This is a genomic window from Ligilactobacillus sp. LYQ135 (genome assembly GCF_053711055.1).
In genome coordinates this window covers 1-26,563 of sequence record NZ_JBSJYT010000009.1, presented here as the reverse complement: position 1 = coordinate 26,563, position 26,563 = coordinate 1, and the positions used below count along the sequence as shown (strand labels likewise).

Here is a 26,563-nt window from a genome sequence, read left to right as displayed (position 1 = left end):
TTATAGCTGTGTGAGAAGAAGTTTAACAAATAATTTATGAACAATATTTAAATAGTTTACAATTTATTTTATAGTTATTTTTTTGCTTAGAAAGGTGGTTTTTTGTTGAAAAAACATAAAAAAATTATTATAGCCATTATTTCTGTTTTAGTTATTATTACTGGAGGATACACAATTATGAGAATTCATAGTGAACAAGAAAAAGCTGAAATGATTAAGATTGCAAAAGAACATCAAAAAGAAATGGATCAAGAAGTACGTTATGGCGATAAAGCTCATCGTATTAAAACAATCACTTATGAATGGGATACAGTAAAACATAATCCAATGGGAGGCTTTAGTTTACAAGGATATGTTAATGGAGACAAAGATTTAGATTTTGGTATAGCATTTGATAGTAATGATGGCGGTGAGAATATTAATTGTCATGAATACAGAGAATCTGAAAATTTGGGTAAATTTATAGGAGATTATTATGACTAGCAAAAATAAAAAATATACAAAATCTTGGAATCAATATACGGACAAAGATCATGTTGATTTTGCAAAAAGTGAATATAGAAATTTTGATGTGGGTGATAAATATATAATTGGCGAAGGAAAAGATAGACGTACAGCAGGCTATGTTCGTGAAAGAGTAGGTTTTGATAAAGACGGTAATCCAATCGCAAATCATGCTGGCGAACAGGCTTATATCGTTTCTCAAGAAGATTTAAGTGTTCCTAAAAACCAAGTTAAACATGTGGCGGTTGTTTATCAAGGATCTGATGGAGACTTTGTAAATAATCCCGGAGATGCTGCTTCTGATTGGGCTGTTAATGATTTCTTTCAAGCTATAGGATCTCTTTATAATGACAAATTTAATCCTATTATTAGACCTCGATTCACATCGATTCCCGTTGAAACTCCTCAATTTTGGGCTTCGGCAGATACATTGAATCGGGTAGCAAAAGAATATCCGAATGCTGAGATTGATGTGTATGGTCAATCATTGGCTTCAATGGACGGTCAATTTGCTTGTGCTAGTCTTGATGATCCTAGTCGTTTACACGGTGCATGGCTGTATGAAGGACCTAATATTTATCCTAATTTAGATCCAACTAGGAAAGCAAAGGCAGATAAGGTTAAAGGCAAAATTCATAATTATGTAGATCGTAAAGATATTGTGCCACTAGGATATAATGGCCAAAAGACAGTTGGTGAGGTAACTTTGGTAAACTCTGAAGGTTATTATGGAATTGTTGGTCAACATATGTGGGGTGGCTATTATTTTGATGCCAACGGAAAGCTAATGCCTAATGGAATTGCAGAAGGTTTAAAAGATGAATTTGAAGATATTAGTGATAAATATCAAGAATTCTCCCAAGGAAACTTAAGTAGTGCTGATAAAATCATGTTAGATGCTGGAACAGCACGCAATATTTTACGGGCACTTTCCAATGCCATTGAAAATGAGTACACTATTATTAAACAATTGTACCAAGATGCTAGTGATAAATGTGATTCATTATGGGAAGACAGTAAATCTCGTGCTGCTTCTCTTGGAACTCATTTATCAATCCAAGAAAGTAAAGATGCCTTAAAAGATGGCGGATGTTATAAAGGTAAATATGACGCAGTTGCTGATCACTTTAAAAATAAAATGCATCAGTTCAAAGCACTTGAAAGTAAAATAGATGGTTGGATCAAAAAACTAGACGAAGCCATTAGTAAAATTCAAGGAGCAGATGAAAAGATTGCGGGGTATTTTAATTAATGAGTTATGAGATTCAAAAACTAGAAGAAGAACTTAAGGATAACTTTCATCAAGTAGAGAAAAAATATCAGCAACAACAGGAAAATTTAATGGCACAAAACTATTACATGAATAATTGTTTTGAAGAACTTGCAATGAATTTACGTCAAGCATTACAGGGTGAAGATGATGAGTTTACCATACAAGGATTAAATTCAATTAATGTTTCACAAGATATATGGTATGAGCATTTTAGACGCCAACAAGCACGTCTTCAAAGTGAATTTGAGCAAGAACAAGATGAATATTATCGTAATTTAAAAAAATTATACGATGAGGAGCAAAGCTAATGGACATTACCCCTTTTTTACATGATAATCCAGATGTTTCAATTGATACAGACAAGGTTATGAAAAAATATGAAAAAGATCTAATTACTAATAATTTAGCTCCAGCAATGTTAAAAAAATTAAGTAAACATAAGAAAAGGACTAAATCTAAAGCAAAAGAAACCACACAATCAATGGCAGAAAATTTAAATGGCACGATCGGTAGTTTAGATAGTTCAATGAAAGGGCAATACATCGATAGTGCCAAAGATGAAGTTAGTCAAATTATTAATGAAATTAAAAACTTTGGTGGCTAAATTTAGAACACAATATATGTATGGTGTGCTGATTATTTAAACTACTTATAAGATTTAATAATTATTGTAACTAGTTTCACTGAAGCATATTGCTTCTTGATTTTATTCATAAAAGATATGAAAAAATTACAAGTTGAATAGGAGAAAGAAAATGTTATCACTTTTAGTTATACTAATTGCATATACTATTTATATGATGCAATATCTTCCACCACATAGTAGTCGTTTTGGAAGAATCATTGGAATTATTGGATTTCCTTTTATTGGAATGGTACTTGGTTTTTTATGTGATTTATCTATAGGTTCAAATGCTGTTACCTGGCTTCCAGTAATATGGATTTATGGCGGTGGGGTTGGCTTTATTGGAAGTGCAATTATATGTATTGTAACTTTAGTGCAATCAAATAAATATAAAAGAAGCTTAAGTTCTAAAAAACATGTTATCGTTTTTTCTCCAAATGGGATTGAAAAACAAGTGGTAATTGGTTCACAAGAAAAAAATCCAACTTTTATTGAGGGCTGGAAAAACTTTATTCATAATATATTTAATTTTAGAGACCGAACAAATTTAAAAATGTTTGGTTGGGGCATATTATCATATGTAATTATGAAAATGACACTTATATTAATTTTTTATACAATAATTCCAATGATTGGCTATTTTAATGATAGTCTGCGTGATAAATATTTTATCATGATGATTATTGCAATTATACCTATAGTTGCAACTTCAATTCCATTAATTTCTCTTAATGTGCGTCGTTTTCGTGATATTGGCATGAAAAATTGGTTGAACTATACATTGAATTTAATCTATTTAATTTTAATTATGGTTCCCATAATTAATACTATTTGTGGGATTATTTTATTAATTTTTCTTTGCAAACCAACAGGAAGTTTACAGACAAAAGATTGTTTGGACAAAAATTAAACGGTATTTTTTACAATGTTTTAAATGCAGGCAGCTAAAAAATTATAAAATGATTCTTAATGCAATATATAAATGAACATACGTTCTAAAATTGATTGAGATGAGTTTTGATTTTTAGTATAATAATTAATGAGATAAGTTGAAAAGCGGTAGTCTTCAAATCCCAGAAGGGAGGCGATGCCAATGAAATTTTAATTTTGTTGGTTTATCTCTTCCTAAAGAAAGGAGGAGAAGATGTGTCTGTTTATCAGGTCAGGCACTTTGCTTAATGGTTGCGGTCTTCACCGCAACCATTACCTTAGTGCAACTGATCATTGAGTTGATCAAGCACTTTAAATAAGTAAAGAAAAAACCGCCACTCAACTTTAACTGAGTAACGGTTAATAAATTCTATTATTTGGTTACCGCTTTAAACGGATCTCATGGAAGATGTATTACCCGTACATCTTCCTTTTTTATTACAACTATATTATTACATTTTATTTTTTTAGTTGCAAGAAAAATCTTTTCTTCGGAGGATAATAATGAGAATGGGTAACAAAAAGATGACAGTTGATAAGTTTAGAGCACAATATTGGTATAAAACAGAGTTACAAGAGCTTTGCCGAAAATATCATTTACCAACTTATGGAACTAAAGCAGAGTTACAAGAATATATCGAACGCTTTTTAAAAGGTGAGAAAAATATCAAACCAGAGCGAATTTTTAGTAGAAAAAATGCTTTAAGTTTATCTGAAATTACTTTAGATACTAAAATTTTAGAATCAGGTTTTTCATTCAATAACATTGCACGTGGATGGTTTCGAAATTATTATAATGTTGATAAATTTTCTTTTAATAAATCAATGGCAATTAAAATGCGGGAAATAGAACAAAATCAAGATGTAAACGCTACAGTTGCAGACCTTGTAAAAGCACATGATTCCAATAATAGAGTTGTAAATAAAGAAGAAAAAACTTATCAATGGAATCAATTCGTTAAAGCTTTCTATGCGGATCCTCAAACCAAAAGATTTAAAAATAAGAGGTTGAAAATTGCTTCATTACTGTGGCAACAAGTTAAAAAGTCTGAAAAAGTCAATAAAGTTTATCATCATTCATTATTAGAAAAGTATCAATCAAAGATTAATGCTCTAATCAAAGAATAAAAATATTTATCAAGATGTAAAAAATTATAATTTAAAAGACTGCTGCGCCATACAATATAGTGAAAAAGCTATAAATCATGTTAAAAATTAGTAATTCATATAAGTTATTTTTTCCAAAATTTGACAAAATTTCAGATTATTATATACTTAGTTACATAAGTAGTTAACTAATTATATCGAAATGAGAAGGGAATGAATTTATGAAATTTACATTTAATCAAGAAGATCCTTTATATATTCAAATTGCGAAACAACTTGAAGAAATGATTCTTACAAAGGAACTTACTGAAGGCGAGCAAGTTCCATCGACAACTCAACTTTCGCAAGCATTAAAAGTTAACCCAGCAACGGTATTAAAAGGAATGAACTTACTTGTTGATAATCAATTAATTGAAAAGAAACGGGGAATGGGAATGTTTGTACGTAAGGGTGCATATCAAAAAATTGTTAATAAACGTCAAGACGATTTTTACCAAAACTTCATTGAAAAAATGGTTTCGGAAGCTCAACAATTAAATATTTCAAAACAAAAATTATTCGAAATGATTGAACGGGGGTATAGCAATGACAACACTAACAGTTAAAAATTTATCAAAATCATTTCATAAACGAAAAATTTTAAATGATATTTCGTTTGAATTAAATGACAAAAAGATATATGGATTATTAGGACGTAATGGTGTTGGTAAAAGTACACTATTAAATTGCATCTGTAATCGACTTTTAATTAAACAAGGAGAAGTTTTAATTGATAATCAAAAAATTCATGGAAATAACGATTTACTTCATCGGATTTATTTAATGAATGATAATACTCAAATGTATTATGGATGGGAAAAAATAGTTGATTTGTATTCTTATACTGATATAGCATACCATCATTTTGATTATTCAAAAGCACATCAACTTGCAAAACGCTTTGGAATTAATGAACAACAAAAATTTAAAGACCTTTCTACGGGATTGCGTACAGCAGCTAAAATTATTCTTGCATTATGTGTAAACGCTGAAATCATTTTTCTTGATGAGCCTACTTTAGGTTTAGATGCTACATTACGTGAAATTTTTTATCAAGAATTATTAAAATCATATAATGAGCGTCCACGGATATTTATGATTTCAACTCATTTAATCAATGAGGTTCAAAATTTACTGGAAGATGCATTAATTATTAAAGATGGAAAACTCTTATTAAAAGAGCCAGTTAATAAAATTCAACAAAAAGTTGTTCAATTAAAAGGTCCAAAGGCAATGATATGGGATTTAATTGATCCATCAGATACGATTAATCAAATCGACTTAGGAAAACAACTAATTGTAAATACTAATGTAGATAAATTAACTGACAAGTCAATTCCTGATAAAGTTGATGTTAGTCCAGTTGACTTACAAACAGCATTTAATGTTTTAACAGAATAAAGTAGGAGGAGAAGAAGATGAAACAGACTTTAAATTTAATGAAATGTACATATCGCAATAAACTTCGAATGACATTTGGAGCATTAACTTTAATTTTAGGATCCTATATTTTACTTGAAATTATTAGTGGAAGAACAATTGATAAAATATTTTTTATCGAATGCGGATATATTTTAATCAATGGGATAATTACAATTGCATTGTTCTCAATTCTTTTAACACAATATCGCGACTATCGTTTATCGAGTCAATTAAATTTTTCACGAACAACATTTTGGTTGAGTAAGTTTTTAGAAATTTTGATAATCTCATTGGTTTTAATTATTTATGGCATTTTTACATCTCATGTATTTGATGCAAAAGCTTCAGTAAATTTAATTACCAATATGATTTTTTCAATTATTTGCGGAACTTTTGTCGGAATGTCTACGTTATTTGCGATTGGTAGTTTTTTTGCATTATTCCGCCGACTTGGTAAACTTTTAGTAATGGTTATTGGATTCTATCTTCTTTATATATGGGCTACATCTAATATTCACTTATCAATTATTACTTTTGTAAATAAGTTATTTGTATCTAATTTTTATGTAACATTATATATTTCAAGTGCCATTTGGGTTATTCTAATGTTTGGTCTTTCATTTATTTTTGCTCAAAGAATGCAAATACGTGATAAGTAAAATTCAAAAACTAATACATAAATTATTACCGTCCAAAGTAAGGGCGGTTTTTTATATTTATAAACTTAATTAGGATCAAATAAATAGAAACGTAATTCATAAAATTTAGGTAAGTAATTTAAAAATAATCATTTCTTCCATATCATTTGAATATGGTATTTTTTATAAAAATTAATTTCAAATTGTCAAGTGAATTTGTTAATACTATAATGAAAATATTAAAAATTAGCTAAGGAAATTAAAAATACTAACTAAAATAACTTTTGTTTTATTAATAATTTGGTATGACTTAACCTTGAATCAGATTAAATAAAAACACATAAAAAAATATGAAGTAAAAAAGTTAGTTATGCTGATAAAAATTCTCGCATCAAATCAATTACATATCTTTTGAAAGTGATGCTAAACAAGTTAAATCTTGGAATCAATGTATTTTGTTTAATGTTATAAAGATGGTGATTAGTATGAAAAAAAGAACAAAAATAATATTAATTGTTACAGGAATAATAATTGTTTTAATAGCAATTATAGGTGTATCTAACGTAAGAAAGGTGAAACCAATGAGTGAAAAAGAATATATGATTAAAGTTGCAAAAGCACATAAAGAAGAAATGGATAAAGAAGTTCGTTATGGCGATAAAGACCATCATATCAAATCAATTACGTACGAATGGAATACAGTTAAAAAAAATCCAATGGGCGGTTTTATGATTAATGGGTATGTAAATGGCGATAAGGAATTGTTTGTAAGATTAATGATTGATAAAGTCAATGGTAAAATTGAATGTCGAATGTATACATGTTCAAATGTTATTGATAAATGGGAAGGGCAATAAAATGAAACAATGGGATAATTATACAGATAAAGATCGTATAGATTTTGCTAAAGGAGAATATGGAACTTTTGATATAGGCAATCCATATAAAATTGGTGAAAAGAATAATAAACATACAGCAGGCTATGTGCAAGAGAAATATGTATTTTGATGAAAAAGGTAACAATGATACAAGGAAGATATGCAAGCGTACGTAGTAATGCCTGAAGACTTTTTATTAAGCACAGATGGAACAGCAGAAGATATTGAAGGAGCTAAAAAGAAATTTAAAAATTATTTAAATAATAAAAATACAGGATTTGAGGCGTTATTCAATAATGAGTAGAACTAGAAAAATATTAATAAATACACTACGGGTAATTTTAATATTGCTTATGTTGTACTTAGGATATGCTGGTTCGCATAACTTTATGTATAACCACGTTTATACAACCACACAAAAGATAAATTATATAAGAAATTATTATATGTATACAGGTTTTCCAAGAACAAATGAAAAATTATTAAAAAGTAAGATATTTAAAAATAATAGTGTAGAATATTCTCCTGCAAAGCTTTTAGACCCTGATGCAATGGCTAAACATTTTGATGTTGCATGTTCTGGTGGAGGACTTATTATGATTGATTATAATCATTACTATAAGGATAATAATATATACGATTATGATTCTGGAAATAAAGTCGAAGATAAAAAAACAACTCAGTTGCTGAATAAGGAATTAAAAGAATTTACTGATAAATTCGGTAAAAATATGGGATTGCAGATCTATAATCCGTTTTAAACTACTAGTTCAAAGCAAAACGCTTGAAGCGAAGCGAAAAGGCAACCCTTTGATCGCAAAACCAAAAGACTCTTAAGACCGAGAAAACAAGTTTTTGTTTTCCGCGCTCCTGAAAGGCGGAGGTAAATGTGATCAAGCTGACATCAGCTTGCGAGTGTGGCAAGAAGCCACAAAAAAGAATTAAATTTATATAACAAGGAATCATTAATTTAATTTTTTAGGAGGATAAATTCTATGCTACAAACAGTTTTTGTTATGTCAATATTTCCTTCAATTTTTATGATTCATGAAATGGAAGAAATCATTTATTTTAAAAAATTTGGAAAGTTTTCTCATCATTCTCATTTGCCAAAATCTATTATTAAAATTAATCGGAGAATTACAAGTTTATCAACTGCTAAATTTGCTAGTGTCGTGTTTGAAGAATTTATCTTGTTACTTGTAATTTCATTTTTATGTTTATACGAAAAAAATGAAACTACAAGTTTAATTTATACCGGATTTATGAGTGCATATAATATTCATATAATTTTTCATATAGTACAATCAATTTACTTGAAAAAATACGTTCCTGGATTAGTAGGCGGCGTTTTTATAACATGTATTTTGATTAATTTGATATGGAATTTTAGTATGATCCACTTTATACTAATAACCATATTTTGTTTAACTTTTATCATCATTAATTTATAGTTATGCTATTTTTTATTACTAAAAAAAAACTAATTAATAAATTTAACTATTTTTTAATCAAGATAGCTTATTAAAGCAGAAAATTCATCATGAAAGTATTTAGTTAGTATTAGTAAAAGGTGATATTTTAGGACTTTCTTTTTCTTACATTAGTATCTTTTAGCGTATTTATAATTTTAGAAAACTTAAACGGATGTTTTAATGTAAGCTCGCCATGATGATAATTTTTTAAAGGAATTATTTCAGCATTTACAATTTTTTGAACAAGATAGTAACTTGATTTAATGATTAAATTTTTTTCTTTTGTTCCATATATAATAAATGTTTTCCCTTTAAAATTAATTGGAATAAAATTTTTAACATTGAAATTTGTATTTGCCACTAATGTATTAATCAGAGTTTGCTTGGATATTTTTTTGACTTCTTGGTTATAAAATTTGTATTCGTTCGATGGTAAATGCAAAGCTGCTGCTTGTAATTTGTTAAAACAACTCAAGCGTGTTAATGGATAACTTAAATTAGTCAATGGTTTAATTAATTTAGAAATTGGTTGGGGAAATGCCGCACAACTTTCTAATAACAATTTATTACATATGTTAGGATATGTCGCTACTAATTTTAATGAAATTTGAGCTCTAATACTTAATCCAGCCAATATCTGTATCTTTCCATTGAATTTTTTACTAATTAATTCATGTAGTTGATATATAGCATTATCTATAGTCGTGAAATTCGTTAAGACATTAGGAATAATGACATAAAAATTTTGAGTAACTAGTGGGAGTATTTGTTCATAAGCCCACGGTCCAAGGCCTGCACCTGGCAGTAAGCATAAAACCGATTTTTTAGAATTTCCATAACCTTGATATGTAATCATAAAAAAATCCCTTTCTAATTTTTATCAATACTATTATACATGAAAAGATTTATACAAAGTACTATATATCGTTTTATTGATGTTCTTTTAATTATAAAATTACCTTGTAAAGTCGAATATGAAGAGAGTGGGGATTTGCTATTAGCTTTTAACAAACTTATTTTTTACAAAGTAAGGGACAAAATATTGGAACTAATGAGAACGGTGAATTGACTGGAAAAATCAAAGACCGGCGGTATAAAGTTTTTTCAACTGCTAAACGTCAAGCCTATACGATGGTTTTGCCAGCTGATACACCCGAAAAGGATTTTGCTTTTCGTCAGAAAGTTAAGTTAGTCAAGCCAAAGTTCACTAATTATGTGATTCCAAATAATAATTTTTTATCACGTGTCGGAATTCGGATTACTGCAGATGATTTAGCGGAAGATAAGTGTATTGATAAGGTTACTAAACCAAATAATAGTACAGCAGACACAAAGAAATAAGGTAAAAAAGAAATAAGGTAAATTAGATGCTCCATTTGAAAGGCATTAGAATTCGGCAATTTCATCGTAATATCATTTTATGGTATTGCTTATTAATGGAATTGCCGTTTTTAGTTGGTGGGATTACGTTAATGCTATGGGAACATGCCCGTAGTCCTATTAATTTTTTTATCAGTTAAAAATATAATCTTACTGTTAATCATTATTTTCTATACATTTTGGATAATAAAAAGCTTTTATAATTAGGTAAAAATGTCTAATCATAAAAGCTTTTAAATTTATAATGCTTTTTTAGTGGTGGATTTCATTTTTGTTGTTAATTGATATCGCAATTAGTAATCCAATGACTGCCAAAATAATTGTAAAGATGATCCCATAGTGAACACCATTTGTAAATGCTACAGGAGTGGTAGCCCCATGTGAACCAAGTTGTAAAAGACTTGTTGATAATGCAGTAGCAATCGCACCAACAATTTGTTGAAGCGTATTGATAATTGTACTTCCATCAGCTGATTCGTGTAAGTCCAAAGAATTTAATGCATGTGTTTGCGAGGGAGACATTGCTAATGGACAACCAATCATCAAAATAATATGCGCAGTAATAATAAATGCAATGGCTGAATGAGGCGAAGTAATCAAAAACATCGCTGCTCCAATAATTGCAATTATAAATCCAATAATTGCAACAATTTTAGCACCATAACGGTCAAATAAACGACCAGCAAGTCCAGAAACAACAGCATTTACGATTCCTCCAGGTAACATAACAATACCAGTTATAGCAACTGGAATTAACATACCTCGTTGAATATATTGAGGTAATAAGTACATTGCTGAAATAATAATTCCAAAGTCAAGCATAACGAGTAATGTTCCTTTAGTAAAAGCTGTATGTTTGAAAACTCGTAAATTCAAAATTGGATTTTCATGAGTTAACTGACGGTGAATATAAAGTAAAATAATAATAATACCAATGGCTAAGCATCCCAAAACAAGTGGTGACATCCAACCTAAGTGAGCAGCAAAACTAAAGCCCATAACTACTAATCCAAAGCCTAAAATTGAAAAAATTATTGATATAAAATCAACTTTTGGACGTGTAATTTTACTTATATTTGGTAAAAATTTTAAATCAAAGAAAAAAGCAATTAATATAAATGGTATAAATGACCAAAAAATCCAATTCCATGATAATTTAGCTAAAATAAATCCTGTTAAAGTTGGTCCTATAGCTGGAGCAAACATAATAACTAACGAACATATACCTATAGCCATTCCCATTTTTTGTGGTGGGAAAATGTTCATTGCAATAGTAAACATTAGCGGTAAGATTGTACCTGTGCCGATTCCTTGAATCATTCGACCAATTAATAAAACAGTAAAGTTCGGAGCTAATGCTGAAATAATAGCTCCAATAAGAAATGCACTAAGTCCTGTAGTAATGATTTGTCGAGTTGTAAACCATTTTGTCAATAAACTTGAAAGTGGAAGGACAATTCCGATAATAAGCATATATCCTGTTACGATCCATTGAAGAGTTGCATTGCCAACATTTAGACTTCTTGATAATTGTGGTAAGGCAATATTTAAAGATGTTTCTGAAAACATTCCAATAAATGCTCCAATGATAGGTCCCATTAGTGATAACCATGGATGTTTTATTTTATTATAATTCATTAAAAATTCCTCCTGTCTCTCTTTATAAGTGCTTTCAGCATGTTGATTAGTATATCAGAATTCAAAAATTCATGTAAGTAAAATTTTGATATATATTTTTAAGAGTTGAGTTAGTCCTTAGTTCTTTTAATTTTTGAAAGGAATGAAGAACACGAATGAATATTTAATTCTAAAAGCTTCTATTTTTTGTAAATTGTTATTTCAAGGTAAAGAAGATGAAGAAGTTAGAATTAATCGACACGTTACTGCAGTTAAATATAATGTGATTTTAAAATGAAAAAAGTTAAATTAGCTAATAATTATGCGATTCCTAATAGCAATTTTTTACCACATGTCGGAATCCAAATTACTGTTAATGGTTTAAGTAAAAGTATTGATAAAGTTACTAAACTGACACAAAGAAATAAGGTGAATTAAATGTTTCATTTGAAAGAAATTAGAATTCGGCAATTTCATCGTAATATCATTTGATGGTATTGCTTATTGATGGAGTTGCCATTTTTAATTGGTGGAATTGCGTTAATGCTATGGGAACATTCCCGTAGTCCCACTAATTTTTTATCGGTTAAAAACGTAGTTTTACCATTGATTATTGTTGTTTCAGGATTAATGATTACAATATTTGTTTATAAACATAGTGAAATAAAGAATGGTTTCTTTTCTAGAGTTAAGCACCATCAATTATTAGCTCGTATGATCGTTGATAATAAGTTGTATTTAACTAAAACAAGAGTAAATAATCAAAAACGGGAGAAGATTATTTATTTTCCAAAGGCTTATTATCAATATAAAGATCATATCATTACGGTAAGGTTTCCAATGGATTTACAAAAGAATCAGGATAAATTTAATCACATTGGCGAACAATTAGAATAAGTCCTTTACGGTGATTTATTTGAAGTGCGTGATGAAAAAGGCTATAAAGCCTATCGTTTAAATACTAATACCATTAGTAAACGAATTAATATTGATCAGATTAAAAGTAATAATGAAAAGATTGAATTAATGAATGGCTATGTTTGGGATTACAACAAGTTTCCGCATGCTTTAATTGCCGGCGTTACTGGTGGTGGTAAAACTTATTTCTTACAAGCACTATTAAAGGCTTTTCTTGACTTAGGCGCTGATTGTTATGTTTGTGATCCAAAAATGTCAGATTTATCACAATTAAATCAAGCACCGATTTTAAAGGAAAAAGTTTTTGCAACTAGTGGGCAAAGCGGTAAGTGTATTCGTGAATTTTATGAAGTCATGGTTGAACGTCAAAAGGAATATCAACAAAAATTAGTTGATTCTAGTGGAATTGGTAAAGATTACCGTTTTTTTGAAATGCAACCGAAGGTTTTATTCATTGATGAATATGTTGCTTACTTAAGCAACTTGGAGTATAAAGAACAGACTAAAGTATTAGGTCAGTTGAAACAAATTATTCTGTTAGGACGTCAATTAGGTTTCTTTTTAGCAGGTATGCAACGACCAGAGCTAAATACTTTGAAGACGGTATGCGTGATCAATTGATGGCGCTATTAAGTTTAATTCCTAAATACTCCAATAGTTTCTTTAAAAAAGGACTAATGGACGTAATGATGTTATTCATTTCCAAAGCGGTATTAGTTTTAGCAATTTTAGGAATAAATCTTTGTCAAAGTGTGACTGATACTACTCCACCTAACTCATTATCCGGATACTTTTTAAATGCGTTTATTTTTTATTTGATTTTAAATTTTCGCATGGAAGAATCGTAATAAAATTATTCAAAAATTAACCGGTGGGCATTTGAACATAGTAACTTCAAAACAAGTCATTACAACCATTCAAAATCAAAAAGAACAAGCCATGCAAAAATTGCATACATGGAATAACCGGATTGAATGTGGCAAAGACAGGTTAAATAAAGTTAAAGAACGGATTTTAGTTTTTAAGAATGGCGTTAAACCAAATGAAACGGACTAATAATGATGTATCCGAAGCACAAGAAAAAATGAAGCATTGAATTACTTCAAAAAATAGTAAAATTACTGTTTATGATTATCCAGATGAAGGAAATAATTATTTAATTACAGTTACTTCTTTAAAAAAGGGTGATAATTCAACGTATACAGAGCAATATATTGTTGATAAAGAAACAAATCATGTCGAGTATCAAGATGAAATTCTCTCAGTAAGTAATTAAAAAAAGTTATATGAAAGTGACCATTTTAAAAAATAAAGGAAGTAATTTTATAAAAGATAAATTTTATTTAAATTCTATAATTACAGTGTTATTTTTGGCTTTATTGCTGTTTTACAGTTTTTCATAATGGATATAATTACTAATCAAGTTGTTAGCAACTGGAGCTTAAAAAATTTTTTATATCAAAATTCATTGATGAAATCTATTACCTATATCTAGTATGGATATTAGCAACTTTTACAATTCTTGTTTCTTAACAAAATATTTATTTTGTCTAAATTAAAACATTTTGGATTTATAAATTATCTAAAAGAAATCCTAGTTTAATTATTAAGGAGTATGAATTAGATACTAAAAATTTTGCAATGATATATATTGTAAGATAATTATATATTGAGAAGGTAACATTATGAAGGATAATACAAGTAAACTACATCAACTTTTATACTCCGCAATTGTCGATATGAAAAAAACAGGATACTGAAACTGCAAGACAACTTGCCTGCTTTGATCAAAAAATTAAAAATGGTGCAAACGAACAAATTGTAGTGATATTAAGTGATTACTTAATATCACATAAATATAAAGCGCCTAAAAGTGTAATTGAATTGCAAAAATATGTAGCTAAAATCGCTCAAGTATATAATAGAAAATTTAGTCCTATTATGTGGTTTCAACAAAAGTAATACAATAGTTTATGATAAATTGCATAATATGTACAAAAGTTATTAGAAAATAGGAGGAATACTCGTGTTAAGATGGTTTTCTGGAGGTATAGAACGATGTAAAAATGCTATTGAATTATTAGAATGTTTATCTAAATCTTTAGATGTAAATTCTCAATCATATATAATCGTTGATAAATATCTCAAGGAATTAAAATCTCCTAATAGACCTATACCTTATATTCTAAATGCTTTTCATTTAGAAATGTCTAAAGCGATCCAACAAGATAATATTTTCTTAGATAAAAAACAATCTCAAATATTAGAAAAATTACGTAAAATATCTGATATTAGATATGGAGATAATATTTAATACAAGGATATTATTATGAAAAATATAGAATACTTTGAATTACTAGATAAAGCTTATAATTCTATAAATGATGAGTCTGATATCTATTTAAATAGAATCAAAAATATAATTTTAAATACTGCACAAGAATTAGCAAGAAGAAAAGATTTAAATGTAGCTGCAGTACATCTAACTAAAGACTTTTCAGGAATCTACATGTTGTCAAAGGGTAGACTGCATTTAAATCAAGAAAATGAGAAATTATTTAAAATTTCTAATAAAATTGCTCAAAATTATCTTGGAAAATCTGGAATGGGAATGACAGTAGGTTCATTGTTTCACTAAATAAATTTAATTGTTATAAAAAAGAATGTAATATTATATCTTTTATTGTATGAAATTGATCATCTTAAAGAATGAACATGTCTTAACCGTGCCACTAGGTACGGTATTTTATTAGTTGCTGATTGTATATAAAGTTACTTTTGATTTTAAATTATCAATTAAATGTATTTTATACTATAATTCAAATATGAAAAATATATTAAGAAAATTAATTTATAAAATTAAAAATGCTAAGTTATCAACAAAAATAACTTTAATTATTTTATTAGTGTTTGGAGGTGGATTAACTGTGAATCATATTGAACAAAAACAAGAAATGATAAAGATTGCTAAAGAGCATAAGGTGGATATGGAGAAAGATGTTCGTAGTGGTGATGATGGACATCGAATAAAATCTATTACTTTTGAATACTATTCTGTTAAGCACAATCCAATGGGTGGTTTTTATGTCAATGGATATGTTAATGGTAATAGAGATTTAGATTTTCAGATATATTTTGATAAAAATAATGGGAAAGTTGAGTGTGCTGTTCATCACTGTAATTCTACTTTAGCCAAATGGAAAGGACTGGAATAGATGGCTAGCAAAAAAGAAGATGTAAAAGTAAAGCCTTGGAGTACTTATACCGATAAAGATGGTGATTAATATGAAAAAAAGAACAAAAATAACATTAATTGTTGTGGGAGCATTCGTTGCTTTAATAGCAATTGTAGGTGTATCTAACGTAAGAAAGGTGAAACCAATGAGCGAAAAAGAAGAAATGATTAAGATTGCTAAAGAACATCAAAAAGAAATGGATGAAGCAGTACGTTATGGCGATAAAGACCATCATATTAAGTCGATTACGTACGAATGGGATACAGTTAAAAAAAATCCGATGGGAGGATTTATGCTTAACGGATATGTTAATGATGATAGAAATTTAGATTTTGGGATGGCATTGAGAAGTGATGATGGTGGAAAAAATATTTATTGCTATGAGTATACTTGTGCTAATAAATTAGATGAATGGACAGGAGATGAAGATAAATGAAAAATTGGAATGATTACACTGATAAGGATAATGTAGATTTTGCATGGGGTGAATATGGGGATTATAAAGTAGGTCGGCCTTATAAAATAGGAAAAGATAGTAGTAAAACAGCAGGCTATGTGCAAGAGAAATATGGGTTTGATGAAAAAGGTAACAATGATACAAGTTGTGAAGGTATGCAAGCGTATGTAGTAACGCCTGAAAATAATCAAGACCCTAAAGATGTGAAGCAGGTAGCGGTAGTTTATCAAGGCTCAAATGCTCCCGGAAGTGCAGATGGAAATGCCGATTGGTTGGGTAATGATTTAAAAGTAGGAGTGGCAACTGAAGTAAATCATAATAGTGCTTATAGGTGCAATAACTTATGCGGCTGGGACTAATTTTGGTGAGAAAGATGAAGTAACACCGCAGTTAAAAGAATCAGCGAAAACGTTAGATAAGGTTTGTGAAGAATATCCGAATGCAGAAGTATATGTTTATGGGCAATCATTAGGTTCAATGGACGGACAGTATGCGACTGCAGCAACTAAATATCCTAATAGAATAAAGCGAGCATGTTTATACGAAGGACCAAATATTTTTCCGGATTTATCGCTTGAGCATGCGCAACAAGCGTTGGAGATGAAAGATCGCGTTTATAACTATCAAGATAGTCAAGATTTTGTTTCACTTGGATATTTTAGTTTTGATCCGTTTACAGTAGGGAAATTAATTCATGTAGATGGGGCGCAATATTTAGATGGTGATACGGTTAACCAACATATGTGGGGCGGATATCAATTTGATAATGGCAAATTAAAGACCCAAAGTAATTTAAAAAATTTATTAGAAACTCCAGAAAATATGGGGATTAGAATTAAGAATGTTATTAATTTAGGAGAAAAATGGATTGCTAAAAAATTAGGAGCAGAAGGCATGGAAGATGTTGGAGATGTGAAAATTAAAATTAAACCAGCAGGGGTAATTGGTTTGGCAGCTAGTATGGTAGCGTATGTCGATCAAGGGTTAGAAGAAATTAAAAGTGATTTAGAGAAGAAAAAGCAAGAGTTTGAAGATGATTGGAAAGCGATATTGCATGCGTCAATGGATATCGGAAGAGATTTAAGTTCTCAAGAAGTACATGATGCTTTAGCAGAAGTTGGAGTAACGCATAAAACCATGGTTACTGACCCACAAGATGTTTTGGAAAATCTCAAAAAAGAAGTCGAAGAACGCCAAGAAAGCTTAACGCAGTTTGCAGATAAGATTAAACAAGCAGCAACGCAATTTGAAGCAGGCGATGAAGAGGTAGCTGGCTTATGGAATTAGCAGATGAAAAAGTTGAATTACAACGAAAATATCAAGCAACCAAGCAAAAGTTGGAAGAACAAATCAGTGATGAACAGCGCAAAGAAAAGCGTTTAATGAATGATTTGGAAGACTTACAGCAAATTACATATCACTATGCTAATCGCCTTTTTGATGATGAAGATAGTCAAATGAATTTAAGACAAGGTATGAATTTTGTAGAACAAGTAAAAGCAAGTGTTCATGATGAGTATCAAGCAGAATATCGTAAAATTAAGCGAATGATTGAAGATGAAAACATGGAATATCAAATGAAAGTACGTAAATTGGAGGAAGAATAAAGTGGGTGTTAATGCTAAAAAGGTTAAGAAAGAAGCGGAAAAACGTTTAATTCAAGTCGTGATGGGAGTTTCATCGATTGGAAAAGTAGCGTTGAAACTAGGAGGAGCTACCGGAAGTGTAACCATGAAAAAAGGTGTGTTAGGGGGACAAATTGAACAAGTTGGTAAAGGCATTGAAGCGATTAGTGATGGTAAGTGGTTAAAACAATTAGGAAATAATTTAGAAAAAGAAATTGATAAACTAAAAGGTTAAATAATATAGTATAAATATCATGCTAGTTTTAAGGCGTTGTTCAATTAGGTTATGCTGGTTTAAGAACTTATAAATATAATCATGTTTATACGATTGAACAAAAAATAGATTATATCCGTAATTATTATATGAATACAGGATTTCCATAAACAGAAGAATTAGATTTTAATACTAAACATTCATGGAAAAAAGCAACTTAATTATTGAATAAGGAATTAAAAGAATTCGCTGATAAGTTTGGTAAAAATATGGGCTACCAAATCTATAATCCTTTTTAAAGTATTAGTTCAAAGCAAAGCGCTTGAACGGATTAAATTAAGAGTCAAGGGGCATTACGCTTGAAGCGAAGCGGAAAGGCAACCCTTGACCACAAAACCAAAAGACCCTTAAGGCCGGGAAAACAAAGATTTGTTTTCCGCGCTCCTTTAGGCGGGGGTAAATGTGGTCAAGCTGACATCAGCTTGCGAGTGTGGCGAGGAGCCACAATTTAATATTGAACTATGATGTTTTGTAATGTCAAAAAATAATTGCTGGGACTATATTATCTTTTTTATGACAGTAGTGTTATAACGTAGTTGTACAAATAAATTAGAAGGTAATTTTATGAAAAAGAGCAATTTAATTTTAGTTAGTTCATTAGCTACTCTTTTGGGAATTGGCTTAGTTTCAAATGTTAATGCTGATAGTGTTTGGCATGCTAAAACTCCAAGCGAAATTGGTAATTTAAACAGTGATGGAACCTATACAGTTCGTGAAGGAGACAGATTTGGGCAATTGGTATGCATTTTAATGTTAAGCCAGCTGTTATTGAATCAATCAATGATATTAATGATCCTTATACTTTGCAGATTGGAACAATTTTAAAAATTAATGTCAAAGATCATGGAAATAAAGCAGTACTATCTGTCGATAATGGACAGGAGACCGCTCAAGCAACATTAAACAATAGCGATAAAATTGATAAAAATAAATCTTTTGGAGAAAAAGTAACGCCTAACGAAGCATCTAAAGCACAAAAGGAAAAGCAAGACAACAGTAATACTACAAATGAAAGTGGTAATAGTAGTTCAAAAGTAACTAGTACAAACAACTCTACTACTGGTGTAAATTCAGCTACACAAAATAGTTCAGCAAATGTTTCAAACCAAGTAATAGGTATGCTTGCATATATGGAAGCTTATAAAGCTGATGCTCCAATAAGTCCTCAAAGACTTTTTATTACAGATAATGTAATAGGGCAAGGAACAGCTGATTCAACTGGATCATATCAAATTAATGGGAATGAAGTTACCTTTACGACAAGTAGAGGTCAAAGTTCAACTTATAATGTGAATGATTTAATTAACAAATACTATTCAACAGCACAACAAAAAGAACAAGTAAATGAATATATTACTCAAGGAGAGGCTACTGCTAGTTCTTTAGGCTATTAAAGAAAAAGAAACTTAGGTCTCTTTTTTTTTATCAAAATTTATGAAGGAGATGTTCTATGAGAAAAACAAAAGTTCTACCAATTAAAGATAAACTAACTTTAAAATTAGTTGAAGATACTTTATTAAATCATTTTCAATATGGCATGCGGAATTATACAATTTTTCGAGTTGGTAAAGTTACTTTATTATGGGTTTCTGATGTCTTTAGTTTGCACTATGATGATGTTTTTGATGAACAAGGTAAGGTTGTTAAATGCTTATTTGGATTCATCAACTGTGTTATATCTAGATCCACTTGAAGTTGATTTTTGGCGTGAAACTTATTATATCAATCTCATATAAGTATGTTTTTTTACCTCTTTTTATATTTATAGTCTAGATAATATTAGTTTTCTATACTAAAATATTATCTTAGGTAGATTAACAATTATGTACAGGAGAGATTGTGATGCAAACAGTAACTAAAAGTAACTTTAATTTTTTGCAAAAAAATTTAAACTTACAAGAATTTTATAATACAGCAGTTACGGCAGAAGAATGCTACGTAAATGGAGATTTTGATGGTGAATTGGCCAAGTTACGTAAAATTGCTGAAAATTTAGTTAAGAAAGTGCTTGATTTAGAGCATTGTAGTATCGGCGAACGTGATACTTTCAATGATAATTTAAAAAAATTGAGAAACTTAAATAAGATTGAAGATAAAAATATTATTAACTTCTTTTATAAAATAAAAAATACGGGGAATAGTGCAGCGCATACGTTAGAAAGGCCAGATAAAGATACAGGTTTAAGAAATTTATATAGGATACATTATTTATTGCATTGGTTTGCAACAGATTATCTTGATATTAGTGACGCTCCCGATTTTAGTGAACCAAAAGATAATAATTTATATAAAACTACTGATCGAAAAGTAATTTACGTTCAAACCGCAGATAATAGTGATAATATGTGGCCAGCATATAAAGGGCTAGAAAAAGTAGGTGATGCTACTGTTGATGAGGAAATAGATAGCCGTGCCAATAGTGATGATCTAAAAAAGGCTGCTAATGATCGTATCAATCAATATATGGAAACCGCAGGGGTGCCTCATACGCTTCAGTGGGTAGAATTAGCATATAGTAAAAAAAATAAATCTTGGTTTAGAGATTACGACGTTCATAATATTTTGAAACGTTCTGGCGTAAAAAAGTCTAATCGAGTACAAGGACAAGAATGGTACGAAACAAATGTCGATACTGTTAAAGAAGCAATTAAAGCTGTCAAAGAAGGTAGAAGCTCAATAGACAGTTCGGTACAAAATAAATATAAAAAAATAATTCTAAGACCAGAGCAAGAAGAAGCTATCAAAAAAACCATAAATACATTTAAAAATAAAAATGATATGTTATGGAATGCAAAAATGCGTTTTGGAAAAACATTAACGGCATTAGAATTAATAAAAGAAGAAAAGTATAACAAAGTCCTTATCATGACTCATCGACCAGTTGTAGATGATAGTTGGTTTGAAGATTTTAATAAAATGGAGCTTTCTAAAGAAGGATATTATTACGGATCAAAAAATAAGGGAGAGTCAATTGAAAATTTAGTTAATTCAGAAAAACCATATATTTATTTTGCAAGTATTCAGGATTTGCGTGGTTCTAAAATTTTTGGCGGAAAAGTTGGTGATAAAAATGAGTTAATTGCTAAAATTAACTGGGATTTAGTTATTATTGATGAGGCGCACGAGGGAACGCAAACTAGTTTGGCTCAAAATGTTTTAAAAAAAGTTAGGAAAAATCATACAAAATGCCTTCAATTATCGGGAACTCCATTTAATATCTTAGATAATTATGATGAAGATGAAGTTTACACTTGGGACTATGTTATGGAACAAAGTGCCAAGTATTCGTGGGATAAAGATCATCCCAATGAAACAAATCCATATGAAGATATTCCAAAAGTTTCAATGTACACTTTTGAAATGAATAAATATTTTAATGATACCCACTTTATTAATATTGAAGATAAATCTTTTAATTTTATGGAGTTCTTTAAAGTTGATAAAAATACTGGAAGATTTATTTATGAGCATAATGTAAAAAAATTTTTAGACAATATTACTACGCCAGATAGTAGAACTAATTATCCATTTTCAACAGAAAAATTTAGAAATGAATTACGCCATACATTATGGTTACTTCCAAGTGTTGCTTCAGCAAGAGCTTTAAAAGATTTGATGCAGGATCATAAAGTTTTTAAAAATTATAAAATCATTAATATTGTAGATGATGGTAGAGCTGATGATGAATCTTTGCAATCTAATGCAAATGATGTTCAACGAGTAAAAGATGTTATTACAGACGATCCATCGTCAACTAAGACGATCACTTTAACAGTTAGAAAGTTAACCACAGGGGTGACTGTAAAACCATGGACTGCCGTCATTTTCTTATCTAATACAAGTAGTCCAATGGCTTATTTACAGGCTGCATTTAGAGCACAAACACCATATTCAGATGAAAAATTTGGTAGAAAAACTAATGCTTACATTTTTGATTTTGCGCCAGATCGAGCTTTAAAAATTATGTCAGAATCAGCTAATTTAAACACTGGTGTAGGTAAACGTAACAGTAGCGTTCAAGAAAAAGAAATGAAGAAATTATTAAATTTCTTACCGATTATTGGCGAACAAGGTCAAGGAATGAAGCCATATAATGTGGATAGTCTGCTTACAAAGTTAAAGAGAGTATATGCTGAAAAAGCGGTTAAAACAGGCTTTGATGATGATTCAATTTATAGTGACGAGCTTTTAATGTTAGATGATGTTGATTTAAATGATTTTAACAATTTAAAAGCAATCGTTGGAACAACAAAAAAAGAAAAGAAGCCAGTTGAAATTCAGATAAATAATCAAAATCTAACAGATGAAGAGTATGACGATTCAGAAAAAGCAAGAAAAAAGCAAAAGAAAGATCGAACTCCAGAAGAACAAGCAGTTATAGATAAAGTTAACGAATTAAAGAAACAGAAAAAAACGATGATTTCTATCTTAAGATCTGTTTCTATCCGAATTCCTTTAATGATTTATGGAATGGATTTAGATGTTGATAAGGATATTGACATTAATTCTTTTTTAGAAAAAGTCGATGACGAGTCTTGGAAAGAATTCATGCCTAAGGGAGTAACAAAGGGTTTATTTAGAAAATTTATTAAATACTATGACACTGAAGTATTTATCGAAGCGGGACATATTATTCGAAATAAAGTTAAAGCATATGATAATCTTGATCCAGAAATGCGGACAGAAAAAATTGCTGAAATTTTTAGTACATTTAAAAATCCAGATAAGGAAACCGTTTTAACTCCTTGGAAAGTTGTAAATATGCAACTGGGTAAAACTGTTGGGGGATTATCGTTTTTTGATGATAAGTTTGATAAGACAACGGTAGATGGTAAGAATGCAATGCACTGGATTCAAAATGAATTAACAGATAACGTCTTTGAAGATAGCCGTAAAATTTTAGAAATTAATTCTAAAACAGGATTATATCCATTGTATATGGCGACTTCTTTTTATCACAAGGAGTTTGAAAAATTAAATGAATATACTGCTGGAAAATTTAGTTTAGAAGATGAGCAACGCATTTGGAAATCAATATTAGAAAAAAATATTTACGTTATTGCCAAGACTCCTATGGCAAAAACGATTACTGAAAGAACATTATGTGGATTTAAGAACTATTCCACAAATATTAAATATATTGAAAATATTATTGATGATTCAAAAAATGACATAGAAAATGAAGTAAGAAGAGTAAAAGAGGAATTTAATGTAATGAAGTTTGATGTAGTAGTTGGAAATCCGCCATATCAGGATAATAGCTATGGTGCAAATGATTCCTATGCTAAACCGATTTATAATTTATTTATGAATTTGGCATATTCATTGGCAGATATTTCGGTATTAATAACACCTGCTAGATTTTTATTTAATGCTGGTAGTACACCAAAAAAATGGAACGAAAAGATGTTAAATAATCCTCATTTTAAGGTTATAAAATATGAAGCTGAGAGCAAAAATATTTTTCCTAATACTGATATAAAAGGGGGAGTAGTTATTTCACTTTTCAATAAAAATGAAAATTATGGTAAGATAAAAATTTTTACAAAATATGCCGAATTGAATAAATTAGCTCAACAGTTTTATGATATAAAATTTCAAGATTCAATGAGTAGCATTATATATTCTAAAGATTCATATCATTTTAGTGATGTTTTACTAAAGGACTTTCCTAAAGTGACTGAAAAAACAAGTAAAGGGCATGAAAAGGATGTTAGCTCTAATATATTTTCTATATTACCTGAGATTTTTATAAATGAAAATAATATTAATAGCAAAGATCTTATTGGTATATATGGAAGAGAAAATAATGAGCGAGTTGAAAAATTCATAGATCCTAAATATATTAGAAAACATGATAATTTAATGAGTTATAAAATTTTAATGCCAGGTGCGAATGGTAGCGGAAAATTTGGAGAGAAAATAACAAAGCCATTTATTGCAGGTCCTAAAACAGGTCATACTGCTACATTTATTAGTGTTGGAGCATTTTCTACAAAATCTGAAGCTAAAAATGCACTTAAGTATATTAAAACTAAATTTTCAAGAGGAATATTAGGCATATTAAAGGTAACTCCAAGAAATGGTGCAACAAGTTGGAAATTAGTGCCAAAGCAGAATTTTTCAGAAAAATCAGATATTAATTGGGAAAAATCTATTAAAGAAATTGATAATCAATTGTATAAAAAATATAATTTATCTGATAAGGAAATAGATTTTATTGAAAAAAATGTGCAGGAGATGCGCTAGTGGTGAAATTTAGTAAATCTGATAAAAGAGTGAAAAAACATGGTGAAGTTTTTACTCCACTATCAACTGTAAATTTAATGTTAAATCAACCAGAAGTTCAGGAAAAAATTAATAATTTATCTGCTACTTTTTTAGAACCGGCTGCTGGTGAAGGAGCATTTTTGATTGAATTATTAAAAAGAAAAATGGATGTTGCTTATAAAAAAAGCGATAATATTAAAGACTACGATTACAATACATTATTAGCAATATCTTCTTTATACGGTATTGAATTACTCTCAGATAATTTGAGGCATCTTAGAATAAATATGATGTCCACTTTTAAAAATATATATCAGAGTGATGTAAAGAAATTTAATAAAAACTATAATAAAAAGGTTCTAAAAAGCGCACAAGTGATTATTGAATCTAACATGGTACAAGGCGACACATTAACACGGAAAAAAAAGGATGGTTCACCGATAATATTTAGTGAATGGAAACAACTTCCTGAAAAATATGGAGTTAAAAAAATTAGCCGGATTGAGTATACTTTTGATTCAATAATAAGTGGAGAAGATGAACCGTTGTATGGAAACCAAAATAAAACGGAACAATTAGATTTATTCTGTCTAGATGATGATTCAGTGAATATGGACACTGTACAATATAAATATAAAGTCGTTAGTTTTGAAGACGTTTATAAAGAGTTAAAAGAAGAAATCTAGTAATGATAGTTTTATTTTAAATTGAATATTTCTTTTGATATTTTAGTTAGACTAATATGTGCTAAATATAATGTTAAGAGAAATTTAATTCCTTTATTTATCAGTGGCTTTCATTAATCGCATCAAAATTGATGCGATTTTTTTTAGAAAAATTTATGAGGAAGTTATTTTATGAAGAGAACAAAGGTATTACCAATTAAAGATAAACAAACTTTAAAACAAATTGAAGATACTTTATTAGATAAATTTCAGTATGGAATGCGTAACTATATTATTTTTCAAGTTGGTAAAGTTACCTTATTGAGAGTATCTGATGTCCTTAATTTACGTTATCATGACGTTTTTGATGAACAAGGCAAGGTTAAATTGAATGCTTATTTGGATTCATCAACTGCGCTATATTTAGATCCGCTTGAAGTTGATTTAGTCCGCTACCGCCTTTGGCGTGAAACTCGTCAGATTAATTCAACGTGGTTATTTCCTTCCATGCAAAATCAACAAAAACCTTTAAGTCCACATCAGTATTATAAAATTATGCAAAAAATCGGTAATTTATTAAATTTAGATTATTTAGGTACGGATACCATGCGTAAAACGGGCGCTTATCAAATTTATCAACAAACACATCATAATATTGCTTTTGTAATGAAGTTACTAAATTATACTAGTGAAAAAAGGGCTTTAACTTATTTGGGCTTAGATGATATTAACCAACAAACTTTGCTAGATACGATTGATTTTAAATAACCGCTTTTTTATAATAATCAATAATTTTATCGTTATTAATTATTGAAGTTGGTTTTTGAATTTATTAGAAAGCAAGGTGTTTGAATTTGAATGCTCATTACGATCCGTTGACCGAATACATGTTGATTCACGCTAACCCGCATTTTTATCACCCGTTGACTTACTATGAACGATGTCAAATTGATGTCCTTTGGAATCAAGCACACTTCATAATATGGCAGAAATTGCCCGAATTTCACGGTTAATCGTCCAGAATGGACGATTAACCGTGAAATTCGGCGAGTGCAACATTTTCAAGATTATCATTCCACGAAGCAACGTAAGTTGCCCAAAAGGTTTCGTAATTATCACTACGATGCTAGTTTAGCTCAAGCGTTAGCGGATCAGCGTCAGGAAAGTAAAACTTTACCCCGAGCAGATAAATATACGGTTAAACAGGGAGAAGTGATTGCCGATAAGATT

General features: G+C 29.5%; 37 protein-coding genes. 35 read left to right on the top strand and 2 right to left on the bottom strand.

Translation table 11 applies throughout. The features are described from left to right. Nucleotides 1-105: 105 nt before the first annotated feature. The 14 genes from ACWCL1_RS07455 (at nt 106) to ACWCL1_RS07390 (ending at nt 8,870) form a co-directional block, all read left to right on the top strand. Nucleotides 106-483 carry a DUF1310 family protein gene (locus ACWCL1_RS07455; protein ID WP_454546280.1) on the top strand — a complete coding sequence of 126 codons (378 nt, stop codon included), beginning with the start codon at nt 106-108 and terminating at the stop codon, nt 481-483. After that, nucleotides 476-1,756 (top strand): hypothetical protein, encoded by a 1,281-nt coding sequence (locus tag ACWCL1_RS07450; RefSeq protein WP_454546279.1) that lies wholly within the window; start codon nt 476-478, stop codon nt 1,754-1,756. The genes ACWCL1_RS07455 and ACWCL1_RS07450 overlap by 8 nt, the downstream gene beginning before the upstream one ends. After that, nucleotides 1,756-2,085, top strand: coding sequence for a hypothetical protein (locus tag ACWCL1_RS07445; RefSeq protein ID WP_454546278.1), 330 nt, complete (start codon nt 1,756-1,758; stop codon nt 2,083-2,085). Before ACWCL1_RS07450 ends, ACWCL1_RS07445 begins: the two co-directional genes overlap by 1 nt. Continuing rightward, nucleotides 2,085-2,381 carry a hypothetical protein gene (locus ACWCL1_RS07440; RefSeq protein WP_454546277.1) on the top strand — a complete coding sequence of 99 codons (297 nt, stop codon included), beginning with the start codon at nt 2,085-2,087 and terminating at the stop codon, nt 2,379-2,381. The genes ACWCL1_RS07445 and ACWCL1_RS07440 overlap by 1 nt, the downstream gene beginning before the upstream one ends. Before the next feature lie 151 nt (nt 2,382-2,532). Further along, nucleotides 2,533-3,312, top strand: a complete 780-nt coding sequence (locus tag ACWCL1_RS07435) for a DUF805 domain-containing protein (RefSeq protein WP_454546276.1) — start codon at nt 2,533-2,535, stop codon at nt 3,310-3,312. 545 nt (nt 3,313-3,857) lie between these two features. Further along, nucleotides 3,858-4,460 carry an SAP domain-containing protein gene (locus ACWCL1_RS07430; protein WP_454546275.1) on the top strand — a complete coding sequence of 201 codons (603 nt, stop codon included), beginning with the start codon at nt 3,858-3,860 and terminating at the stop codon, nt 4,458-4,460. A gap of 200 nt (nt 4,461-4,660) precedes the next feature. Continuing rightward, the gene (locus ACWCL1_RS07425) at nt 4,661-5,044 is read left to right on the top strand and encodes a GntR family transcriptional regulator (RefSeq protein ID WP_454546274.1); all 384 of its coding nucleotides are present in this window, start codon (nt 4,661-4,663) and stop codon (nt 5,042-5,044) included. Continuing rightward, complete coding sequence (locus ACWCL1_RS07420) at nt 5,025-5,879, top strand: ATP-binding cassette domain-containing protein (protein WP_454546273.1); 855 nt, start codon at nt 5,025-5,027, stop codon at nt 5,877-5,879. The genes ACWCL1_RS07425 and ACWCL1_RS07420 overlap by 20 nt, the downstream gene beginning before the upstream one ends. 17 nt (nt 5,880-5,896) lie before the next feature. Further along, on the top strand, nt 5,897-6,559 hold the full coding sequence (locus ACWCL1_RS07415; RefSeq protein WP_454546272.1) for a hypothetical protein: 663 nt from the start codon (nt 5,897-5,899) through the stop codon (nt 6,557-6,559). Between the two features lie 464 nt (nt 6,560-7,023). Further along, on the top strand, nt 7,024-7,395 hold the full coding sequence (locus tag ACWCL1_RS07410) for a DUF1310 family protein (protein ID WP_454546271.1): 372 nt from the start codon (nt 7,024-7,026) through the stop codon (nt 7,393-7,395). Nucleotide 7,396: 1 nt separating this feature from the next. Then, nucleotides 7,397-7,546, top strand: coding sequence for a hypothetical protein (locus tag ACWCL1_RS07405; RefSeq protein WP_454546270.1), 150 nt, complete (start codon nt 7,397-7,399; stop codon nt 7,544-7,546). Between the two features lie 30 nt (nt 7,547-7,576). Further along, the gene (locus ACWCL1_RS07400; protein ID WP_454546269.1) at nt 7,577-7,720 is read left to right on the top strand and encodes a hypothetical protein; all 144 of its coding nucleotides are present in this window, start codon (nt 7,577-7,579) and stop codon (nt 7,718-7,720) included. Next, nucleotides 7,713-8,177, top strand: coding sequence for a hypothetical protein (locus ACWCL1_RS07395; protein ID WP_454546268.1), 465 nt, complete (start codon nt 7,713-7,715; stop codon nt 8,175-8,177). Before ACWCL1_RS07400 ends, ACWCL1_RS07395 begins: the two co-directional genes overlap by 8 nt. Nucleotides 8,178-8,411: 234 nt before the next feature. Further along, a complete protein-coding gene (locus ACWCL1_RS07390; protein WP_454546267.1) occupies nt 8,412-8,870 on the top strand; it encodes an HXXEE domain-containing protein in 459 nt (152 codons plus the stop codon). 127 nt (nt 8,871-8,997) lie between these two features. Here the strand turns inward: ACWCL1_RS07390 and ACWCL1_RS07385 are convergent, their stop codons facing one another. Continuing rightward, complete coding sequence (locus ACWCL1_RS07385) at nt 8,998-9,747, bottom strand: hypothetical protein (protein WP_454546266.1); 750 nt, start codon at nt 9,745-9,747, stop codon at nt 8,998-9,000. 185 nt (nt 9,748-9,932) lie between these two features. On the opposite strand from ACWCL1_RS07385, the gene ACWCL1_RS07380 reads away from it, so the two are divergent. Both ACWCL1_RS07380 and ACWCL1_RS07375 read left to right on the top strand, forming a co-directional pair. Further along, entirely contained in the window at nt 9,933-10,232 is a 300-nt protein-coding gene (locus ACWCL1_RS07380; protein WP_454546320.1) for a DUF961 family protein, read from the top strand. A gap of 26 nt (nt 10,233-10,258) precedes the next feature. Next, a complete protein-coding gene (locus tag ACWCL1_RS07375) occupies nt 10,259-10,411 on the top strand; it encodes a hypothetical protein (RefSeq protein ID WP_454546265.1) in 153 nt (50 codons plus the stop codon). Nucleotides 10,412-10,523: 112 nt separating this feature from the next. Here the strand turns inward: ACWCL1_RS07375 and ACWCL1_RS07370 are convergent, their stop codons facing one another. Next, the gene (locus tag ACWCL1_RS07370) at nt 10,524-11,909 is read right to left on the bottom strand and encodes a DHA2 family efflux MFS transporter permease subunit (protein WP_454546264.1); all 1,386 of its coding nucleotides are present in this window, start codon (nt 11,907-11,909) and stop codon (nt 10,524-10,526) included. A 273-nt stretch (nt 11,910-12,182) separates the two neighbouring features. On the opposite strand from ACWCL1_RS07370, the gene ACWCL1_RS07365 reads away from it, so the two are divergent. From ACWCL1_RS07365 to ACWCL1_RS07275, 19 genes are all read left to right on the top strand, one after another. After that, on the top strand, nt 12,183-12,326 hold the full coding sequence (locus ACWCL1_RS07365) for a hypothetical protein (protein WP_454546263.1): 144 nt from the start codon (nt 12,183-12,185) through the stop codon (nt 12,324-12,326). A gap of 69 nt (nt 12,327-12,395) precedes the next feature. After that, nucleotides 12,396-12,785 (top strand): hypothetical protein, encoded by a 390-nt coding sequence (locus tag ACWCL1_RS07360; RefSeq protein ID WP_454546262.1) that lies wholly within the window; start codon nt 12,396-12,398, stop codon nt 12,783-12,785. Between the two features lie 24 nt (nt 12,786-12,809). Beyond that, nucleotides 12,810-13,427 carry a helicase HerA-like domain-containing protein gene (locus ACWCL1_RS07355; RefSeq protein WP_454546261.1) on the top strand — a complete coding sequence of 206 codons (618 nt, stop codon included), beginning with the start codon at nt 12,810-12,812 and terminating at the stop codon, nt 13,425-13,427. After that, on the top strand, nt 13,412-13,654 hold the full coding sequence (locus ACWCL1_RS07350; RefSeq protein ID WP_454546260.1) for a hypothetical protein: 243 nt from the start codon (nt 13,412-13,414) through the stop codon (nt 13,652-13,654). The genes ACWCL1_RS07355 and ACWCL1_RS07350 overlap by 16 nt, the downstream gene beginning before the upstream one ends. A 31-nt stretch (nt 13,655-13,685) precedes the next feature. Then, nucleotides 13,686-13,862, top strand: a complete 177-nt coding sequence (locus ACWCL1_RS07345; RefSeq protein WP_454546259.1) for a hypothetical protein — start codon at nt 13,686-13,688, stop codon at nt 13,860-13,862. Nucleotides 13,863-14,832: 970 nt separating this feature from the next. Further along, entirely contained in the window at nt 14,833-15,120 is a 288-nt protein-coding gene (locus ACWCL1_RS07340) for a hypothetical protein (protein ID WP_454546258.1), read from the top strand. Nucleotides 15,121-15,135: 15 nt separating this feature from the next. Continuing rightward, entirely contained in the window at nt 15,136-15,444 is a 309-nt protein-coding gene (locus ACWCL1_RS07335; protein ID WP_454546257.1) for a hypothetical protein, read from the top strand. A gap of 187 nt (nt 15,445-15,631) precedes the next feature. After that, nucleotides 15,632-16,021: a DUF1310 family protein gene (locus ACWCL1_RS07330; RefSeq protein ID WP_454546256.1), complete on the top strand. Its 390-nt coding sequence runs from the start codon at nt 15,632-15,634 to the stop codon at nt 16,019-16,021. Nucleotides 16,022-16,091: 70 nt separating this feature from the next. Continuing rightward, entirely contained in the window at nt 16,092-16,478 is a 387-nt protein-coding gene (locus ACWCL1_RS07325) for a DUF1310 family protein (RefSeq protein WP_454546255.1), read from the top strand. After that, nucleotides 16,475-16,858: a hypothetical protein gene (locus tag ACWCL1_RS07320; protein ID WP_454546254.1), complete on the top strand. Its 384-nt coding sequence runs from the start codon at nt 16,475-16,477 to the stop codon at nt 16,856-16,858. The genes ACWCL1_RS07325 and ACWCL1_RS07320 overlap by 4 nt, the downstream gene beginning before the upstream one ends. Then, nucleotides 16,821-17,786: a hypothetical protein gene (locus ACWCL1_RS07315; protein ID WP_454546253.1), complete on the top strand. Its 966-nt coding sequence runs from the start codon at nt 16,821-16,823 to the stop codon at nt 17,784-17,786. The genes ACWCL1_RS07320 and ACWCL1_RS07315 overlap by 38 nt, the downstream gene beginning before the upstream one ends. Next, nucleotides 17,777-18,106, top strand: coding sequence for a hypothetical protein (locus ACWCL1_RS07310; RefSeq protein ID WP_454546252.1), 330 nt, complete (start codon nt 17,777-17,779; stop codon nt 18,104-18,106). The genes ACWCL1_RS07315 and ACWCL1_RS07310 overlap by 10 nt, the downstream gene beginning before the upstream one ends. Nucleotide 18,107: 1 nt before the next feature. After that, nucleotides 18,108-18,359, top strand: a complete 252-nt coding sequence (locus tag ACWCL1_RS07305) for a hypothetical protein (protein WP_454546251.1) — start codon at nt 18,108-18,110, stop codon at nt 18,357-18,359. 603 nt (nt 18,360-18,962) lie between these two features. Beyond that, a complete protein-coding gene (locus ACWCL1_RS07300; protein WP_454546250.1) occupies nt 18,963-19,223 on the top strand; it encodes a hypothetical protein in 261 nt (86 codons plus the stop codon). Beyond that, entirely contained in the window at nt 19,139-19,792 is a 654-nt protein-coding gene (locus ACWCL1_RS07295; RefSeq protein ID WP_454546249.1) for a hypothetical protein, read from the top strand. The genes ACWCL1_RS07300 and ACWCL1_RS07295 overlap by 85 nt, the downstream gene beginning before the upstream one ends. Nucleotides 19,793-19,848: 56 nt before the next feature. Further along, nucleotides 19,849-20,091 (top strand): hypothetical protein, encoded by a 243-nt coding sequence (locus ACWCL1_RS07290; RefSeq protein ID WP_454546248.1) that lies wholly within the window; start codon nt 19,849-19,851, stop codon nt 20,089-20,091. A gap of 149 nt (nt 20,092-20,240) precedes the next feature. After that, nucleotides 20,241-24,647 carry an Eco57I restriction-modification methylase domain-containing protein gene (locus ACWCL1_RS07285; RefSeq protein WP_454546247.1) on the top strand — a complete coding sequence of 1,469 codons (4,407 nt, stop codon included), beginning with the start codon at nt 20,241-20,243 and terminating at the stop codon, nt 24,645-24,647. Nucleotides 24,648-24,649: 2 nt separating this feature from the next. Further along, nucleotides 24,650-25,354 carry a DNA methyltransferase gene (locus ACWCL1_RS07280; protein WP_454546246.1) on the top strand — a complete coding sequence of 235 codons (705 nt, stop codon included), beginning with the start codon at nt 24,650-24,652 and terminating at the stop codon, nt 25,352-25,354. A gap of 171 nt (nt 25,355-25,525) precedes the next feature. Next, entirely contained in the window at nt 25,526-26,101 is a 576-nt protein-coding gene (locus ACWCL1_RS07275) for a tyrosine-type recombinase/integrase (protein WP_454546245.1), read from the top strand. Nucleotides 26,102-26,563: the final 462 nt, after the last annotated feature.